The sequence below is a fragment of the Streptomyces sp. DSM 118878 genome, assembly GCF_052936595.1.
The window spans coordinates 2806223-2823102 of sequence record NZ_CP193622.1 but is presented as its reverse complement, the minus strand read 5'-3'; the positions used below and the strand labels follow the sequence as shown (position 1 = coordinate 2823102).

The window sequence follows — 16880 nt, the reverse complement described above, 5'->3', positions numbered from 1 at the left end:
GGGTGGGTGTGTGGTGGGGGTGGGGTATGTGGAGGCGACAATGGGGCCGTGCGCTACCGCCTCCTCGGCTCGACTCAGGCCATCCGCCCCGACGGCACCCCCGTCGCGGTCGGCGGCCCCCGCCTGCGCGCCCTCCTGACGGTGCTCGCCCTGCGCCCGGGCCGCGCGGTGCCCGCCCAGGCCCTGGTCGACGAGGTCTGGGCCGCCGAGCCCCCCGCGGACGCGCCGGGCGCCCTGCAAGCGCTGGTCGGCAGGCTCCGCAGGGCGCTGGGAGCCGACGCCATCGCCTCCGTCGACGGCGGCTACCGGCTCCGCGCGAGCACCGACGACGTGGACGTGTTCCGCTTCGACCGGCTGGTGGGCGAAGGCGGCGGCGCGCTGGCCGACGGGGACGCGGCGAAGGCGGCCGGGCTCCTGGACGACGCGCTCGCGATGTGGGGCGGCGAACCCCTCATCGACCTCCCCGGCCGCGCGACCGAAGCCGCCCGCTGGCAGGCGCGCCGCCTCGACGCCCGCCGCGCCAGGATGTCCGCCGCCCTCGCCCTCGGGCAGGCCGAGCAGATCCTGCCCGAGCTGGGCGCGCTGTGCGACACCCGCCCGCTCGACGAGCCGTTGCAGGTCCTGCGGCTGCGCGCGCTCAGGGACGCCGGACGCGCGGCGGAGGCGCTGGCCGCGTACGACGGCGTGCGGCGCGTCCTCGCGGACCGGCTCGGCATCGACCCGGGCCCCGAACTGCGCGCGCTCCACGAGGAGTTGCTCCGCGCCCCCGAGCCGTCGCCCGACCGCGCACCCGGACGTCCCGGCACCGGTGCTCGACCGCAGCGGCCCGGCAACCTCCGCGCCCGCCTCACCTCCTTCGTCGGACGCGAGGCCGACATCGACGCGCTGCGGGACGACCTCACGCGGGCCCGGCTCGTCACGCTGCTCGGCCCCGGCGGGGCAGGCAAGACACGCCTCTCGCAGGAGGCGGCCGAAGCCGTCGCCGGGCACCTGCCGGACGGCGTGTGGCTGGCCGAGCTGGCCCCCGTCGAGGACCCCGCGGACGTGCCCGAGGCGATCCTCACCGCGCTCGGCGCCCGCGAGACCGTGCTGCGCGGCGCCGGAGCCGAGGAGATGCGGGCCCTCTCCGAACGGCACGGCGAGGACCCCGTGGTCCGCCTCGTCGAACACTGCGCGGGGCGCCGCATGCTGATCATCCTGGACAACTGCGAGCACGTCGTGGAGGCCGCCGCCCACCTCGCCGACGAGCTCCTCACCCGCTGCCCCGACCTGCGGATCCTCGCCACCAGCCGGGAACCCCTCGGCGTCCCCGGCGAATCGCTGCGCCCCGTCGAACCGCTGCCCGAGCCGGTCGCGCTGCGCCTGCTCGCCGAGCGCGGCGCCGCCGCGAGACCCGGGTTCACCGTCGACGACGACCCGGACGCCGCCGCCGAGATCTGCCGGCGCCTCGACGGCCTTCCGCTCGCCATCGAACTGGCCGCCGCCCGGCTGCGGATGCTCACCCCGCGCCAGATCGCCGACCGCCTCGACGACCGCTTCCGGCTCCTCACCAGCGGCGCCCGCACGGTCCTGCCCCGCCAGCAGACCCTGCGGGCCGTCGTCGACTGGTCCTGGGAGCTGCTCGACGACGCCGAGCGGGCCGTGCTGCGCCGCCTCTCCGTCTTCGCCGGCGGCTGCGACCTGCCGGCCGCCGAAGAGGTCTGCGCCACGGCCGACGGCGCGTACGACGTCGCCGACCTGCTCGGCTCCCTCGTCGACAAGTCCCTCGTCGTCGCCGCCCCTTCGCCCATATCGGGCGACGGCATGCGCTACCGCCTCCTGGAGACCGTCGCCGAGTACGCGGGCGAGCGGCTCGACGAGGCAGGGGACCGCGCCGGGGCCGAGCGCGCGCACCTCACGCACTACCGCGAGGTGGCGAGGACCACCGACCCGGAACTGCGCGGACACCGGCAGCGCGCCGCCGTCGAGCGCCTGGAGACCGAGTACGAGAACGTGCGCACCGCCCTGCGGCACGCCGTGGCCGCCGGGGACGAACAGGAGGCGCTCTGCCTCGTGCTCTCGCTCTCCTGGTACTGGCAGATACGCGGCCTGCGCATGGAGGCGCGCAACTGGTCCCGCGACGTCACCGCCCTCGGCCCCGACCCCTTCGCCCCGCCCTACGTCAGCGCGCCGCCCCTGTACGAACCGTGCACGGCCGCACCGCCGCCGATGCGCCCCGAGGTCCTCCAGGAGGCCCGCCGCGGGGCCCATCTGCTCCGTCTCTCCCGCATGGACATGGACATGGAGGAGTGGCAGACGCCGGAGGCCGAGGAGAAGCTGTGCGGCATCAGGACCGTGTACCGCCCCGGCCTGCCGCAGACCTGCCGCACGCCGGGCAACCTCTGGTTCTTCGCGGTGCTCCTCGGCGGCGACGTGGAACTGCTGCGCGCCACCCTCGACGAGACCGTCGCCGCCTGCCGTGCCCTCGGCTACCGGTGGGAGCTGGCCACCGCCCTCCAGACGCGTGCCAACATCCTCGCCAACCACGTCGACTGGGCGGGCGACGCCCGACGCGACGCGGACGAGGCGCTACGGGCCTTCGAGGAGCTCGGGGACGTGTGGGGCATCGCCGAGGCCCTCTCGGCGCGCGGGGAGTCCCACGAGCAGCGGGGGGAGTTCGCCCTGGCCGCCGCGGACTTCGAGGCCGCCGCCGAGTACTCCGCCCGGCTCGGTGCCCAGGCCCAGGTCGCCGTCCTCAAGGCCCGCCTCGGCTCGGCCCTGCTCGAAGCGGGCGACTTCGAGCGGGGCGAGGCGCTGCTGCGGGAGATCCTGGAGAGCAGCGGCCGTGCCACCTTCGGCGAGGCGGTCCCCGCGGCCCGGCTCTTCCTCGTCAGCGGCCTCGGGCGGGCCCGCAGGGTCGCCGAGGCGCGCGAGCAGCTCAGCCTGCTCCACAACGAGTTCAGCCTGATCGGGTACGCGGTCTTCGACAGCTTCGTGCTCGGCATCGAGGCCTGGATCGCCACTCTCGACGGCCGGCCCGCGCAGGGGCTCGCCATGGCGGGCGAGGCCCTTGCGGGCAGCCGCGACGCGCTGGCCCGGGTCGTCGCCCCGCAGGGCGAGTCCGTCCACCTGTGGATCGCGGCCCTCGCCATGGCCACCCTGGACGACGGCGGCCGGGCCGAGGACGCCGCACGCCTCCTGGCGGCCGCCGAGCGGGAGCTGCCGACCGGCCACTCGCCGAACGCCACCGAGCGGGACATCCGCGACACCGCCGAACGCCTCGCCCGCGCGGCGCTGGGCACCGCGCGGTATGAGGCCGCGTACGCGAAGGGCGGCGGCCTGTCCGTGGAGGAGGCCATCGCGCTCTGCGCCGTGTGACGCGGCCGTACGGCCCGGCCGCGTCGTCCGGCCCGCCGGCGCCGCGCCGGTGGGTCAGCTCTTGGTGCGGAACTTGTGGATCGCGATCGGGGCCATCACCAGCGTGAGGACCACCGACCAGCCGACCGTCACCCACACGTCGTCCGCGACGGGACCGCCGATCATCAGGCCGCGGGCGGAGTCCGCGAGCGAGGAGAGCGGGTTGTAGTCGGTGAAGGCCTGGAGCCAGCCCGGCATCGACTGCGTCGGCGCGAAGATCGACGAACCGAACTGAAGCGGCATCAGGACCAGGAAGCCCATCGCCTGCACGGACTGGGCGCTCTTCAGCGTGACGCCGAGGACCAGGAAGATCCACATGATGGCCGAGCCGAAGAGGGCGGACAGGGCCACGGCGACGATCATGCCGCCCCAGTTGTGGATGTCGAAGCCCACCATGACACCGACGATCAACATGACCCCCGTGGCGACGAGCATGCGCATCAGCTCCACCACGATCTTGGCGAAGAGCACCGAGCCCTGGCCGATCGGCAGGGTGCGGAAGCGGTCCATGATGCCGTTCTGGAAGTCCTGGTTGAAGCCGGTGCCGACGGCCATGGCGATGTTCATGCTCATCATCGCCATCATGCCCGGCACCACGTACTGCACGTACGCGTCCTGGCCGCCGCCGAGCGCCTGGCCGATGGAGCCGCCGAAGACGTACACGAACAGGAGCGTGAAGATGATCGGCATCAGGATCGCGTCCAGCATCGACTGCGGGTCCTGGCGGATCCACAGCAGATTGCGGCGGACCAGTGCACTGGTGTGGCGCACGTGGTCGCGAAGGCCTATGCGGGCGTCGGCCTCTCCCTGGTGGAGGGGCGGTGCGAGAGTGGTGCTGCTCATACGGCAACCTCCTCTAGTTCGGGACGGACGTCCTGGGGGGCGCTGGCCTTCTCGCCGGTGATGGAGAGGAACACCTCGTCCAGGCTGGGCAGTTCGGTGGCGATGGAGCCGATCGCGATGCCGCGCGCGGTGACCGCGCCGAGCACGGCGGTGAGCTGCTCGTCGCTGAGGATCGGCACCAGGACGGTGCCGGACTCGGCGTCCACGGTCAGGTTGGCGAGGCCGGTCAGGCCCATGTCGTCGAGCGCGCCGGCCAGCGGACGCAGCTCCAGCGGGTCGGCCGGGCGGATGCGCAGGGTGCGTCCGCCGACCTTCGCCTTCAGCTCGTCGATGCCGCCGCTGGCGATGACCTTGCCGCGGTCGATGACCGTCAGCTGGGAGGCGAGCTGCTCGGCCTCCTCCATGTACTGCGTGGTGAGCAGCACGGTGACGCCGTCGGTGACCATGCGCTTGACCTCGGCCCACACCTCGTTGCGGGTGCGGGGGTCGAGGCCGGTGGTCGGCTCGTCCAGGTAGAGCACGGAGGGGCTGCCGATCATCGACGCGGCGAGGTCGAGGCGTCGGCGCATGCCGCCGGAGTACGTCTTGGCGGGGCGGGTCGCCGCCTCGCTGAGGGAGAACCGCTCCAGGAGGGCGTCCGCCTTCGACCTGGCCTCCTTGCGGGAGAGGTCGAGCAGGCGCCCGATCATGTACAGGTTCTCGCGCCCGGAGAGCTTCTCGTCCACGGAGGCGTACTGGCCGGTGAGGCCTATGACCCGGCGGAGCTGGCGGGGCTGCTTGACCACGTCGTAACCGGCCACGAAGGCGGTGCCCGAGTCCGGGACGACGAGGGTGGAGAGGCAGCGTACGAGGGTGGTCTTGCCGGCGCCGTTGGGGCCGAGCACGCCGAGGACGGTGCCCTCGCGTACGTCGACGTCCACGCCGTCCAGTGCCTTGGTCGCGCCGTAGTGCTTGACCAGTCCCCTTACGGTGACCGCGCTCCCTGCGCTGCCGGGGTTCTTGTCGATTCGTGTCATGCGGAACAAGATGTCAGGCGGCACCGACAATCGGCCGACATCCCACCGACAGCCCCGGCGTCCCGCCTTCAGCGAGGGGGGAAGGGGACAGCCCGTCGACGGGGGAAATCGACGGGCTGCCATGGTGCCGCGTTGGTTCGGACGACCGCGAGGCCCCCGCCGGCACGGCTGACATAGCCGCGAAGGCCCCGCCCGCGTGGCCGCGGGGCCCTGCCGACACCTCTCACGCGGCCGCGAAGGCCTAGTGGACCGCGTGTTCCGGGGTCGGGAACGCCCCGTCCACCACGTCCTCCGCGAACGCCCGCGCCGCCTGCGTCATGACGCCCCGCAGGTCCGCGTACTGCTTCACGAAGCGCGGCATCTTGCCGGACGTGAGGCCCATCATGTCCGTCCAGACCAGGACCTGCGCGTCGCACGAGGCGCCCGCGCCGATTCCGACGGTCGGGATCTGGAGGGACCGCGTGACCTCCTCGGCCAGCTCGGCGGGGACCAGTTCGAGTACGACGGCGAACGCGCCCGCGTCCTGCGCGGCCTTGGCGTCCCGCAGCAGCCGGTGCGCCGCCTCGTCGCCGCGGCCCTGTACCCGGTAGCCCATGGTGTTCACGGACTGCGGGGTCAGGCCGAGGTGTGACATGACGGGGATGCCGGACTGGACGAGGAGCTCGGTCTGGGGCAGGGAGCGTTCGCCGCCCTCCAGCTTCACCGCGCCGACGCCCGCCTCCTTCACCAGCCGGGTCGCCGAGCGCAGTGCCTGGACCGCGCCCTCCTGGTACGAGCCGAACGGCAGGTCGCCGACGATCAGGGCACGGCTCGTGCCCCGTACGACGGCCGCCGAGAGCATGGTCATCTCGTCGAGGGTGACGGGCACGGTCGTCTCGTACCCGAGGTGGCAGTTGCCCGCCGAGTCGCCGACGAGCATGACCGGGATGCCCGCCTCGTCGAAGACGGACGCGGTCATCGCGTCGTAGGCGGTCAGCATGGGCCACTTCTCGCCGCGCTCCTTGGCGGCGGTGATGTCGCGCACAGTGATGCGCCGGGTGCCCTTGCCGCCGTACAGCGCCTTGCTGCTGTCGGGGCTCCGCCGGGCGTCGGCGCTCGTCTGGGCAGCCGAAAGTTGCGTCATCGCAACGGCTCCTTCTGTCATCTCGAGGCGCCCTGACGGCGTCCCCGGACCACCTCCATGGTGGCACCAGAGGCCGCCCCGGGGCTAGAGAGCCGGAGAGTCGGGGCGAATATGCGCGTTTCGTCACAGCGGGCGCTCCCACCCGTCGTTCAGGAACCCCGCGCGCGGTTCCGCTCGTCCTCGTGCGAGTACGGCCGTCGCGAACGGCAGGAACGACACCGATCATCGCCTAGGGTTCCAGGGGCGGAATGACGGTGTGCACGGCAGTCAGTGAGGCGACGAAGGCATGGCGCAGCAGGCTTATGTGACGGAGACGGACAGCGGCGGCCCGGCGCCCGAGCGCCCGGGTTCGCGGTTCCGGCACCTGCTCGACGGCTGGCGCGGTGACCGCGGCATCTGGCGGCGCGGCCTGGTCACGGCGGGTGCCGCGGGCCTGATCGCCCTGGTGATGCTGTTCCACGCGCAGATCCCCAACAGCGTGGGCAACCTCGGCAGCCTGACCGAGACGTTCCTGCCCTGGCTCGGCGTCTTCGTCCCGGTGCTGCTCGTGATCGCCGTGGTCCGCAAGTCGGCGACCGCGCTGATCACCCTGCTGCTGCCGACCATCATCTGGTGCAACTCCTTCGGCGGCCTGATCAGCGACAAGTCGGGCACCGGCGGCGACCTCACGGTGGCCACGCACAACGTGAACGCGGACAACCCCGACCCGACGGGCACCGCCCAGGACGTCGCCGAGTCCGGCGCGGACGTGGTCGCGCTGGAGGAGCTCACCGCGGACGCCGTCCCCACGTACGAGAAGGCCCTCGCGGGGCAGTACAAGTACCACTCGGTGCAGGGCACGGTCGGCCTGTGGAGCAAGTATCCGCTGACCGACAGCAGGCCCGTGGACATCAAGCTGGGCTGGGTCCGCGCGATGCGTACGACGGTCGCCACGCCCAAGGGCGAGGTCGCCGTGTACGTCGCCCACCTGCCCTCGGTGCGCGTGAAGCTCGACGCGGGCTTCACCGCCAACCAGCGTGACAACAGCGCCGACGCGCTCGGCGAGGCCATCGCCGACGAGAAGATCGGCAAGGTCGTCCTGCTCGGCGATCTGAACGGCACGATGAACGACCGCGCCCTGAACGCGGTCACCTCCCAGATGCGCTCCACGCAGGGCGCGGCGGGCAACGGCTTCGGCTTCAGCTGGCCCGCGTCGTTCCCGATGGCGCGCATCGACCAGATCATGGTCAAGGGCGTGGAGCCGGTCTCCTCCTGGACGCTGCCGGAGACGAGCAGCGACCACCTCCCGATCGCGGCGCGCGTCGACCTCTCGTCGTAGCCCGGCTCGCCCGTATTAACGCCGTTGTCGTCTGATTTTGACCTCACGGAATACTGGGTACGCGAGAGTTTGTTCCGTACGTAAACTTACGGATTCCGTCCCCCTCTGCTCCGTGGAAGGTACTTCTTCATGCCCCTGGCCCTGCTCGCCCTCGCCGTGGGCGCCTTCGGCATCGGTACGACCGAGTTCGTGATGATGGGCCTGCTGCCCAACGTCGCCGACGACCTGCACATATCCATCCCCACCGCCGGTCACCTCGTGTCCGCGTACGCGCTGGGCGTCGTCATCGGCGCCCCGCTGCTCGCCGCCGTCACCGCGAAGCTGCCGCGCCGCCGGGTCCTGATCGGCCTGATGGTGCTCTTCGTCATCGGCAACGCGCTCTCCGCCGTTGCCCCCGACAACACCTCACTGCTGGCCGCCCGCTTCGTCAGCGGTCTGCCGCACGGCGCCTTCTTCGGCGTCGGCGCGGTCGTCGCCACCGGACTCGTCGGCCCGGAGCGCAAGGCCCGCTCGGTCTCGCTGATGTTCCTCGGCCTGACCGTCGCCAACATCGTCGGCGTGCCCGTGGCCACCGCGATGGGGCAGCAGCTCGGCTGGCGCGCCACGTTCCTCGCGGTCAGCGCCATCGGTCTCGCCGCCATCGCCGCGCTCGCCCTGCTCGTCCCGGCCGACCACGGCCACGGCGACGCCGTCGGCATCCGCGGTGAGCTGCGGGCGCTCGCGAGCGGCCCGGTGTGGCTGGCCCTCGGCACGACCGTCGCGGGCTTCGGCGCGCTCTTCTCCGCGTACAGCTACATCACGCCGATGCTCACCGACGCCGCCGGTTACACGGAGTCCAGCGTCACCGTGCTCCTCGCGCTGTTCGGCGTGGGCGCCACCGCGGGCAACCTGCTCGGCGGGCGGCTCGCCGACCACTCCCTGCGCGGCACGCTCTTCGGCGGCCTCATCGCGCTGGCCGTCGTACTGGCCCTCTTCCCGCTCCTCATGAGCACCGGCTGGAGCGCGGCCCTCGCGGTGGCGCTGCTCGGCATGGCGGCGTTCACCACGGGCTCGCCGCTCCAGCTCATGGTCATGGAGAAGGCGTCGGCGGCCCCGTCCCTGGCCTCGTCCGCCAACCAGGCGGCGTTCAACCTCGCCAACGCGGGCGGTGCCTGGATCGGCGGGCTCGCCCTGGCGGCCGGATTCGGCGTGACCTCGCCCGCGGTCACGGGCGCCGTCCTCGCGGTCCTCGGCCTGGCGGTGGCCGCGGTGGCCTACCTGGTGGACCGCAGGGCCCCGGCGCACGGCACCGAGCGCCTGGTGGCCTCGGGCCCGTCCCGCGTGTACGAGTCGTCCAGTCACTGAGTCGCTGAGTCACTGAGTCGCTGAGCTGCTGCGAGCCCGCGGGGCCTGCCGCGTCGAAGCGGGGCAGGCCCCAAGGTCGCTCTGTGGTCGCCCCGCGGTTCAGCCCGCGGCGGTCTCCCGCCAGCGGCTGGTGATCGGCAGCCGCCGGTCCTTGCCGAAGCCCTTCGCGGAGATCTTCGTGCCCGGCGGGTACTGGCGCCGCTTGTACTCGGCGGTGTCCACCATCCGCAGCGTCTTCGTGACCAGCTCACGGTCGTAACCGGCGGCCACGATCGCGTCGGCGCCCTGGTCCTTGTCGACGTAGAGCTCCAGGATGCCGTCGAGCACCGGATAGTCCGGCAGCGAGTCCGTGTCGACCTGGTCGGGACGGAGCTCCGCGCTCGGCGGCTTGCTGATGGAGTTCTCCGGGATCGGCGGCGTCTGCCCGCGCTCCTCGGCCGCCCGGTTGCGCCACCGCGCGAGCCGGAAGATCGCCGTCTTGTAGACGTCCTTGATCGGGCCGTACGCGCCCACGGAGTCGCCGTACAGCGTCGAGTACCCCACCGCCAGCTCGGACTTGTTGCCCGGCGCGAGCACGATGTGGCCCTCCTGGTTGGAGAGCGCCATCAGCATCGTGCCGCGCAGCCGCGACTGGAGGTTCTCCTCGGCGAGCCCGGTCAGACCGAGCGCACCCATGTACGCGTCGAACATCGGGGCGATCGAGACCGTGCGGAAGTTGCAGCCGGTGCGGCGCGCCAGCTCCTCCGCGTCACTGATGGAGTGCTCGGAGGAGTAGCGCGACGGCATGGCGACCCCGTACACGTTCTGCGCGCCGAGCGCGTCACAGGCGAGGGCCGCCGTGAGCGCCGAGTCGATGCCGCCGGAGAGGCCGATCAGGACGCTGCTGAAACCGTTCTTCGCGGCATACGCCCGCAGGCCCACGACCAGCGCCGAGTACACCTCCTCGTCGTCGTCGAGCCGCTCGGCGTACCCGCCGGTCAGCTCGGCCTCGTAACGGGGCAGGGGCTCCTCGGAGAGGGTGACGTGCTCGATGCGCAGCCCGTCGTCCACGACACCGGACGGCGGCGTCGGGGCGGCGGCGGGCAGCTCCAGGTCCAGGACGACACAGCCCTCGGCGAACTGCGGGGCCCGCGCGATGACTTCGCCGTGCCGGTCGACGACGATCGAGTCGCCGTCGAAGACCAGCTCGTCCTGCCCGCCGATCATCGCGAGATACGCGGTGACGCAGCCGGCCTCCTGGGCGCGCTTGCGGACGAGGTCGAGCCGCTGGTCGTCCTTGTCCTGCTCGTACGGCGAGGCGTTGATGGAGAGCAGCAGACCGGCCCCGGCCGTACGGGTCGCGGGGACGCGGCCGCCGTCCTGCCAGAGGTCCTCGCAGATGGCGAGGGCGACGTCGATGCCGTGCACCCGCACGATCGGTAGGGTCTCGCCCGGCACGAAGTAGCGGAACTCGTCGAAGACGCCGTAGTTGGGCAGGTGGTGCTTGGAGAACGTCAGTACGACCTCGCCGCGGTGCAGCACGGCCGCGGCGTTGCGCGGCGCGCCCGCGGGCTGGCCGTAGCGGGGCTTGGCCTCCTCGGTGCGGTCGAGATAGCCGACGACGACCGGCAGCTCGCCGAAGCCCTCGTCCCGCAGCCTGGCGGCGAGCGCGTGCAGCGCCTTCCGCGAGGCCTGGACGAAGGACGACCGCAGCGCGAGGTCCTCGACGGGATACCCGGTCAGCGCCATCTCGGGGAACGCGACGAGGTGCGCTCCCTGCTCGGCGGAGTGCCGGGTCCAGCGGACGATCGCCTCGGCGTTCCCGGCGAGATCGCCGACGGTCGAGTCGATCTGATTCAGGGCGAGGCGTAGTTGAGGCACGCGCTCCAGTGTAATCGTCAGAGCGACGCGATACCTGGCGGGGGCGCCTTGGACAGCCGGGCCGGGCGCCCCGTCAGGGGCGCGGGGAACTGCGCGAACAACCACCGAAGAAGCCGCGGACGCGTCTGCCGGAGTCCCCGCAGACCCGTCCGCGCAGACCCGTCCGCGGCTTGTCGCGCGCTGAGCGCGCAGTTCCCCGCGCCCCTTCGGGGCCCGAGGTCGCTCCTGCCCCTGACGGAACTACCGGCGGTAGCCCAGTACCGTCATCATGCCTGCCTCCGCGTGGTAGACGTTGTGGCAGTGGACCATCCACAGGCCCGGGTTGTCCGCGTCGAAGTCCACCGTCAGGGTGCCGTTGGGCAGCACGATCGCCGTGTCCTTGCGCGGGCCGCCCGCCACGTTCGCCAGGGCGAAGGTGTGGCCGTGCAGATGCACGGGGTGCCACATCGAGGTGGAGTTCGCGAAGACCAGGCGGACCCGCTCGCCCGCGCGCAGCGGATGGCGCCTGCCGGGCGAGTAGGGCTTCTTGTCGAAGGCCCAGTCGTACTTCGCCATACCGCCCGTGAGCCGGAGCCTGACCGTGCGGTCCGGCTTCCGTGAGGGCAGGGCGACGGACTCGGCCGCCCTGAGCTTGTCCGCCGTGAGGAGGCGGCCCTCCAGCTCCTTCGGGCGGGCCGAAGCGGTCGGCGCCGCCCCGCCGCCCGTGCGCAGCACGGCGAGCGCCGACGCCTTCTTGCCCTCGGCCACCGCGGTCAGCGGGAAGGCGCCGTCCCCCGCGGTGACCAGGACGTCGTACCGCTCGCCCATGCCGAGCAGCAGCGCGTCCGTCCTCGTGTGCTCCACGGGGAAGCCGTCGGTGTGCGTCACGGTCATCTCGTGCCCGCCGAGCGCCACGCGGAAGGCCGTGTCCCCGCCGGCGTTGATGATCCGCAGCCGGACACGGTCGCCGGGGCGGGCGCGGAACTGGACCGGGGCCTTCGGCGTACGCCCGTTGATCAGGTAGTACGGGTACGCGACGTCGCCCGCGTCGCCCCCGAGCAGGTCGCTCCTGGCGCCCATCATCATCCGGGAGGGGCCGGACGGCTCGGGGCCCGACGGTCCAGGGGTGGACGGCTCGGGGCCGGACGGCTCCGGGGCGGGCGTGGTCCCGGCCGCCGCGTGCGACATGCCCGCCATGCCGTGGCCGCCGTGGTCCATGCCGCCCGAGCCGCCGTCCTCGCCGTTCCCGCCGCCGTCCCCGTCGCCGCCCATGTCATGGCCGGACATGCCCTCGCGCAGCTCGGCGAGCACGCCGTCCGGGGTGGAGCCGGCCACCCCGTCGACCCAGTCGTCCAGGACGACCACCCACTCCTTGTCGTAACGGAGCGGCTCCTTCGGGTCCTCGACGATCAGCGGCGCGTACAGCCCGCGGTCCTGCTGGGTGCCGGAGTGCGGATGGAACCAGTACGTCCCCGGGTCCGGGACCGCGAAGCGGTACGTGAAGTCCGCCCCGGGCCTGACGTCCTGCTGGGTGAGGCCGGGGACGCCGTCCATGTCGTTGCGCAGGGCGACGCCGTGCCAGTGCAGGGACGTGGCCCGGGGGAGGTGGTTGGCGAGAGTGAGGGCCAGGGTGTCGCCCGCGGTGACGCGGACCTCCTTGCCGGGCAGCGTGTCCCCGTACGCCCAGGTCCTGACCGTGGGGCCGCCGAGGTCGAGCCTGGCCTCCGTGGCCGTCAGCTTCACCTCGCGGACCCGGCCGCCGCGGGCCCGCTTCCGCTCGGCGGCGGCGACCTCGGGGCCCGCCGGGTCGACATAGCCCGCCGGTCCGGCCGCTCCGGAGCCCGAGTCTGTACAGGCCGTCAGGATTCCCGTCCCGGCGACGGCGGCCGCCGCCCCGAGGAGGGCGCGGCGCGAGGGGGTTGTGGTTGTGTGCATGGCTGTGCGCATGGCTGAGTGACACCTCGTGGTGTGGTGTGTGTGGCGGGGCGCGTCTGCTGCTTCCGGTCGCATCGGTGGCACCGGTCGCACCGGTCGACACCCGTGGGCCTCCGTCGGAACGGGGTACGGGGGTCTCCGGGCAGGGTGAAGCAGCCGGTGCGCCGGCCTAAAGGCGCAGCACCGACAGGCGGGACAGCGTGACGGGCGGCGGCTCCGGCCGGGGCCCGTGGAGGAGGCGCCCGGCCGCCGGGGCGCGCGCCGGCGCCCTGCCGGGCCGCCAGAGACCGGCCCGCACCAGGACCCGGACCAGGGCCACGAGCGTGAAGGCCCCGAGTACCGCCAGGCACACGGACAGCGGGTCCATGGACATGGCGCCGTGGCCGTCGTGCGTCATGCCGTGCGGGGAGTCGGCGGCGGGCGAGGCCACGCGGACGTCGTGACCGCCACGGGGGTCGGCGCCGTGATCGGCACGGTAGTCGGCACCGAAGTCGGCACCGTGAGATGTGACGGAGGCGGCGGTCACGACGGAGGCCGTGGCGGGAACCGAGGCGGCGGCCGGGGCCGAAGCGGTGGCCGTATCGCTCGTGTGCTCCGGGGGATGCCCCAACGTATGCATGGTGACGATGCCGAGGAGCAGCGCGGCGAGCAGCAGCAACTGCCCGGTGCCCGTGCGGTTCCGCGTCGTCCTCGCCATGCGCGAAACCCTACCCCCGCCGGGTATCCAGCGGTATGCGGGGCCCCGGCCCGCCCTCGATCATGGACGCATGACGACCACGGTCCTGCTCCTGCTCGGCGCGCTCCTCTACAGCACCTGGGCGGTCGAGGCGGTCCTGCCGACCGGGCTCTCGCCCCTCCACTCGTACGTCAGTGAACTCGCCGCCGAGGGGGCGCCGTACGGGACGTTCTTCCGCACGGCGGACCTCCTCGCGGGGCTGCTCGTGCTCGCGGGCGCGGTGGTGACGCTGCTGTGCCCGCGGGTGCGGGGGCGAGGGTGGGCCGTGGTGGGCTGGGCCGGGCTGGCTCTGTTCGGGGCGGCCACCGCGGCCGACTCGCGGCTGCCGCTGAGCTGCACGCCGACCGCGTCCGCCGGGTGCGCGGTGCGGGAGGCCGCCGGTGACGTGCCCTGGACGCACGCCGCCCACGCGGTCAGCAGTGGCCTCGCGGTCGCGGGGGCGCTGCTCGGCATGGTGGCCTTCACGCTCGCCGCGCGGCGGAGCGCCGGACGGTGGCCGGTCCTCGCTCCGGCCGGTCCTGTCCTGCTCGCCGTCGAGGCGGCGGCCACCGCGTGGACGCTGGCGTCCGTGGCCGCCTTCTCCGCGGGGCGCGGGACGTGGGCGCTCGGGGCGGGGCAGCGGCTTCAGGTGCTGGTCATCGCGGTGTGGGTCGCGGTCATCGCGTGGTCCCTCGCGGCGGCGAGGCGCTCGTCGCGGGGGCGGGCATGACCTTCGTACGGATCGGGGGAGTCCCGCACCATGTCCAGGTGACGGGGAGCGGGCCGGTGTGTGTGCTGAGCGCGGGGCTCGGGCTCGGCTGGTTCGACTGGGATCCGGTGGTGCCGCTGCTCGCGTCGCGTCGTACCGTCGTCCGCTTCGACCGGCCGGGGCTCGGGCTCAGCGGGCACGCGCGCGAGGTGCCTGACCTGCGGGCGGAGGCGCAGCGGATGGCGGAGGTCGTCGACGCCGTGCTCGGCGGGGCGCCGCGGGTGACGGTCGTCGGACACTCGCTCGCGGGGTTCCACGCGGAGGCGTTCGCGCGGCTGTATCCGGGGCGGACGGCCGGGCTCGTCCTGGTCGACTCCAGTGTGGAGGAGCGGGCGCGGGTGATTGTTCCCCGGGGAGTGAAGGCCGGGGGCGCGGGGCTGTGCGGGGCCTTGCTGGGAGCGGCGGGCGTGCCGCGGGCGGTCGGGCCCTCGCTGCGGCGGCTCGTGGCGCCCACTCCGTGGGCCTGGGTGTACGGGAGCCGGCGGGTGTGGCGGGCCTCGCTGATGGAGTACGCGGCGTACGGCGACGTGGCCGCCGAGTTGGCCGGCCTGCGGCGGCGGTTCCCGCTGGGCGCGGGGCTGCCCGTGGCGGTGCTGGCCGCTGCCGCGGGGCGGGGGGACCGGGGGTGGGTCGCTCGGCAGCGGGGGCTGGCCGCCGGCCTCGGGGGGACCCTGCGGGTGCTTCGGCCCTCGGGGCACCTGGTGATGCGGGACCGCCCCCGAGACGTCGCGGCCGCGATCCTCGGCTGCGGGGCGCCCTGAACCGCCGCTTCGCGGCGGATGTCTCCCGCGGCCGTTACTGTCGCCTCCAGGCGCTGGCGGGTAACCGGTTACTACGAGGGACGGTTTACTACGAGGGACGGTCACGCGTGGCAGATCAGGCACAGCAGGCGAAGCGGGCCGGTGGCCCGCCGGTCAGGGCCGCTCTGGCGATGGGGGCCGACGTCGCGGACCGGATCCTCACACCGGATCTGCGCGAACGGCTGGCCGCCTGCGTGGCGCTGGAACCCGGCGTGCTGTCAGGACCGCTCACCGCGGAGCGCTCGCTCGACGTGCTGGCCCGAACGGAGGTCCTGATCACGGGGTGGGAGTGCCCGCCGCTCACGCCGGAGGTCCTCTCGGGGGCCCCGCTGCTGCGAGCGGTCGTCCATGCGGCGGGTTCGGTCAAGCCGATGGTGACGGAGGCGGTGTGGGACCGCGGCATCGTCGTCTCGTCGGCGGCGGACGCCAACGCGGACCCGGTGGTGGCGTTCACGCTGGCGGCGGTCACCTTCACGGCGAAGGGGGCGCTGTCGACCGCCGCGAGGTATGCGGCGGGGTGGCCGGCGTTCACCGAGCGGGTGGGGGCCGACGCGCGTACCGTCGGCGTCATCGGGGCGTCCCGGATCGGCCGGCGGGTCATCGCGGGGCTGCTGGCCTCCGACGCGGGCTACCGCGTGCTGCTCACGGACCCCTACGTGACCTCGCGGGAGGCGGCCGCGCTCGGTGTGGAACCGGTGCCGCTCCCCGACCTTTGCCGGCGGAGCGGCATCGTCACGGTGCACGCGCCGGAGCTTCCCGAGACGCGGGGGCTGCTGAGCGCGGCGATGCTCCGGATGATGCCGAGCGGCGGGGCCGTCATCAACACGGCGCGGGGCTCACTGGTCGACACGGAGGCGCTGGCGCGGGAGTGCGCCTCGGGGCGCCTCGACGCCTTCCTGGACGTCACGGAGCCCGAGCCGCTGCCGCCGGGACATGTCCTGCTCCGCCTGCCCAACGTCCTGGTGACCCCGCACATCGCAGGGGCCCAGGGCAGCGAGGTGGCCCGCCTGGGCCGGTTCGCCGTGGCAGAGGTCGAACGCTTCGTGGCCGGGACGCCCCTACGGGGGCGCTGCCGCCGGGAGGACATGCCTCGGCTCGCTTGAGGCGTGGGGGGGACCTGTCACTCCATGGCAGTGTGAACTCCCCTTGTCCCTATGCACCCCAGGATGTACCCCGGGCGCGCGTCGCGGTGCCGAGCATCACTCATGTCCGGGGCAGCACGGATGGAGGGTGAGATGTTGCCGCGCCGAACCCTCACGGAGACGCTGAGCGGGACGTCACCCGGTCTCAGTGAGCGTGGGCGGAACCACGCCGGTCGTGGTGGGCGGAAGGAGTGAGTGCGATGAGGGTCATGTTGAGAGCGCACTTGGACACCCAGGTCTCCAATAAAGCGATCAAGAGTGGCGCAATGCAAAAGACCGTGCAGTCGATGATGGAACAGCTCAAGCCTGAGGCAGCCTACTTCGGCCCCAGCGAGGGCGGGCGGTCCTGCACCTTCATCTTCGACATGGAGGACAGTTCACGGCTGCCGGCCATTGCCGAGCCGCTCTTCGAGGAATTCGGCGCGAAGATCGAGATCCAGCCCGTGATGAACGCCGAAGACCTCCAGAAGGGCCTTGCCGCGCTGCGGTAGGCCTGACCTCCGGCGACCGTCCGGTGCGAACTCAGCGGTGCGGGTCTCGTCCATGGTCGTAGTGGCCCGTGGCCCGTGGCCCGTGGCCCGTGGCCCGTGGCCCCGGCCGGTAGGTGCCCCGCCCAAGGCGCACCCGCGCCCCCGGCGGC

13 protein-coding genes are annotated in these 16880 nt (G+C 73.2%); 7 read left to right on the top strand and 6 right to left on the bottom strand.

What is annotated here, in order from left to right:
• The first annotated feature begins 48 nt into the window (after window positions 1-48).
• Window positions 49-3357 carry an AfsR/SARP family transcriptional regulator gene (locus tag ACRAKF_RS12330; RefSeq protein ID WP_447037042.1) on the top strand — a complete coding sequence of 1103 codons (3309 nt, stop codon included), beginning with the start codon at window positions 49-51 and terminating at the stop codon, window positions 3355-3357.
• A 54-nt stretch (window positions 3358-3411) separates the two neighbouring features.
• On the opposite strand, the gene ACRAKF_RS12325 is transcribed toward ACRAKF_RS12330, so the two are convergent.
• The 3 genes from ACRAKF_RS12325 to panB all read right to left on the bottom strand — a co-directional run bounded on the left by ACRAKF_RS12325 (window position 3412) and on the right by panB (window position 6378).
• Entirely contained in the window at window positions 3412-4239 is an 828-nt protein-coding gene (locus ACRAKF_RS12325; RefSeq protein ID WP_447037041.1) for an ABC transporter permease, read from the bottom strand.
• The gene (locus ACRAKF_RS12320; RefSeq protein ID WP_447037040.1) at window positions 4236-5255 is read right to left on the bottom strand and encodes an ATP-binding cassette domain-containing protein; all 1020 of its coding nucleotides are present in this window, start codon (window positions 5253-5255) and stop codon (window positions 4236-4238) included. Before ACRAKF_RS12320 ends, ACRAKF_RS12325 begins: the two co-directional genes overlap by 4 nt.
• 241 nt (window positions 5256-5496) lie before the next feature.
• Window positions 5497-6378 (bottom strand): 3-methyl-2-oxobutanoate hydroxymethyltransferase, encoded by an 882-nt coding sequence (gene panB, locus ACRAKF_RS12315; protein WP_447037039.1) that lies wholly within the window; start codon window positions 6376-6378, stop codon window positions 5497-5499.
• A gap of 286 nt (window positions 6379-6664) precedes the next feature.
• On the opposite strand from panB, the gene ACRAKF_RS12310 reads away from it, so the two are divergent.
• A complete protein-coding gene (locus ACRAKF_RS12310; RefSeq protein WP_447037038.1) occupies window positions 6665-7696 on the top strand; it encodes an endonuclease/exonuclease/phosphatase family protein in 1032 nt (343 codons plus the stop codon).
• A gap of 129 nt (window positions 7697-7825) precedes the next feature.
• Window positions 7826-9040 carry an MFS transporter gene (locus ACRAKF_RS12305; protein ID WP_447037037.1) on the top strand — a complete coding sequence of 405 codons (1215 nt, stop codon included), beginning with the start codon at window positions 7826-7828 and terminating at the stop codon, window positions 9038-9040.
• Window positions 9041-9139: 99 nt separating this feature from the next.
• Here ACRAKF_RS12305 and ACRAKF_RS12300 read toward each other — a convergent pair whose 3' ends face one another.
• The 3 genes from ACRAKF_RS12300 to ACRAKF_RS12290 form a co-directional block, all read right to left on the bottom strand.
• Entirely contained in the window at window positions 9140-10900 is a 1761-nt protein-coding gene (locus ACRAKF_RS12300; RefSeq protein WP_447037036.1) for an NAD+ synthase, read from the bottom strand.
• Between the two features lie 240 nt (window positions 10901-11140).
• A complete protein-coding gene (locus tag ACRAKF_RS12295; RefSeq protein WP_447037035.1) occupies window positions 11141-12814 on the bottom strand; it encodes a multicopper oxidase family protein in 1674 nt (557 codons plus the stop codon).
• Window positions 12815-12983: 169 nt separating this feature from the next.
• Complete coding sequence (locus ACRAKF_RS12290; protein WP_447037034.1) at window positions 12984-13511, bottom strand: hypothetical protein; 528 nt, start codon at window positions 13509-13511, stop codon at window positions 12984-12986.
• A gap of 70 nt (window positions 13512-13581) precedes the next feature.
• Here ACRAKF_RS12290 and ACRAKF_RS12285 point away from each other — a divergent pair, with 70 nt between their 5' ends.
• The 4 genes from ACRAKF_RS12285 (at window position 13582) to ACRAKF_RS12270 (ending at window position 16731) form a co-directional block, all read left to right on the top strand.
• On the top strand, window positions 13582-14259 hold the full coding sequence (locus ACRAKF_RS12285; protein WP_447037033.1) for a DUF998 domain-containing protein: 678 nt from the start codon (window positions 13582-13584) through the stop codon (window positions 14257-14259).
• Complete coding sequence (locus ACRAKF_RS12280; protein WP_447037032.1) at window positions 14256-15059, top strand: alpha/beta fold hydrolase; 804 nt, start codon at window positions 14256-14258, stop codon at window positions 15057-15059. The genes ACRAKF_RS12285 and ACRAKF_RS12280 overlap by 4 nt, the downstream gene beginning before the upstream one ends.
• A gap of 170 nt (window positions 15060-15229) precedes the next feature.
• Window positions 15230-16201 carry a hydroxyacid dehydrogenase gene (locus ACRAKF_RS12275; RefSeq protein WP_447041947.1) on the top strand — a complete coding sequence of 324 codons (972 nt, stop codon included), beginning with the start codon at window positions 15230-15232 and terminating at the stop codon, window positions 16199-16201.
• A gap of 239 nt (window positions 16202-16440) precedes the next feature.
• Window positions 16441-16731 (top strand): DUF3303 domain-containing protein, encoded by a 291-nt coding sequence (locus ACRAKF_RS12270; RefSeq protein WP_447037031.1) that lies wholly within the window; start codon window positions 16441-16443, stop codon window positions 16729-16731.
• Window positions 16732-16880 lie beyond the last annotated feature (149 nt).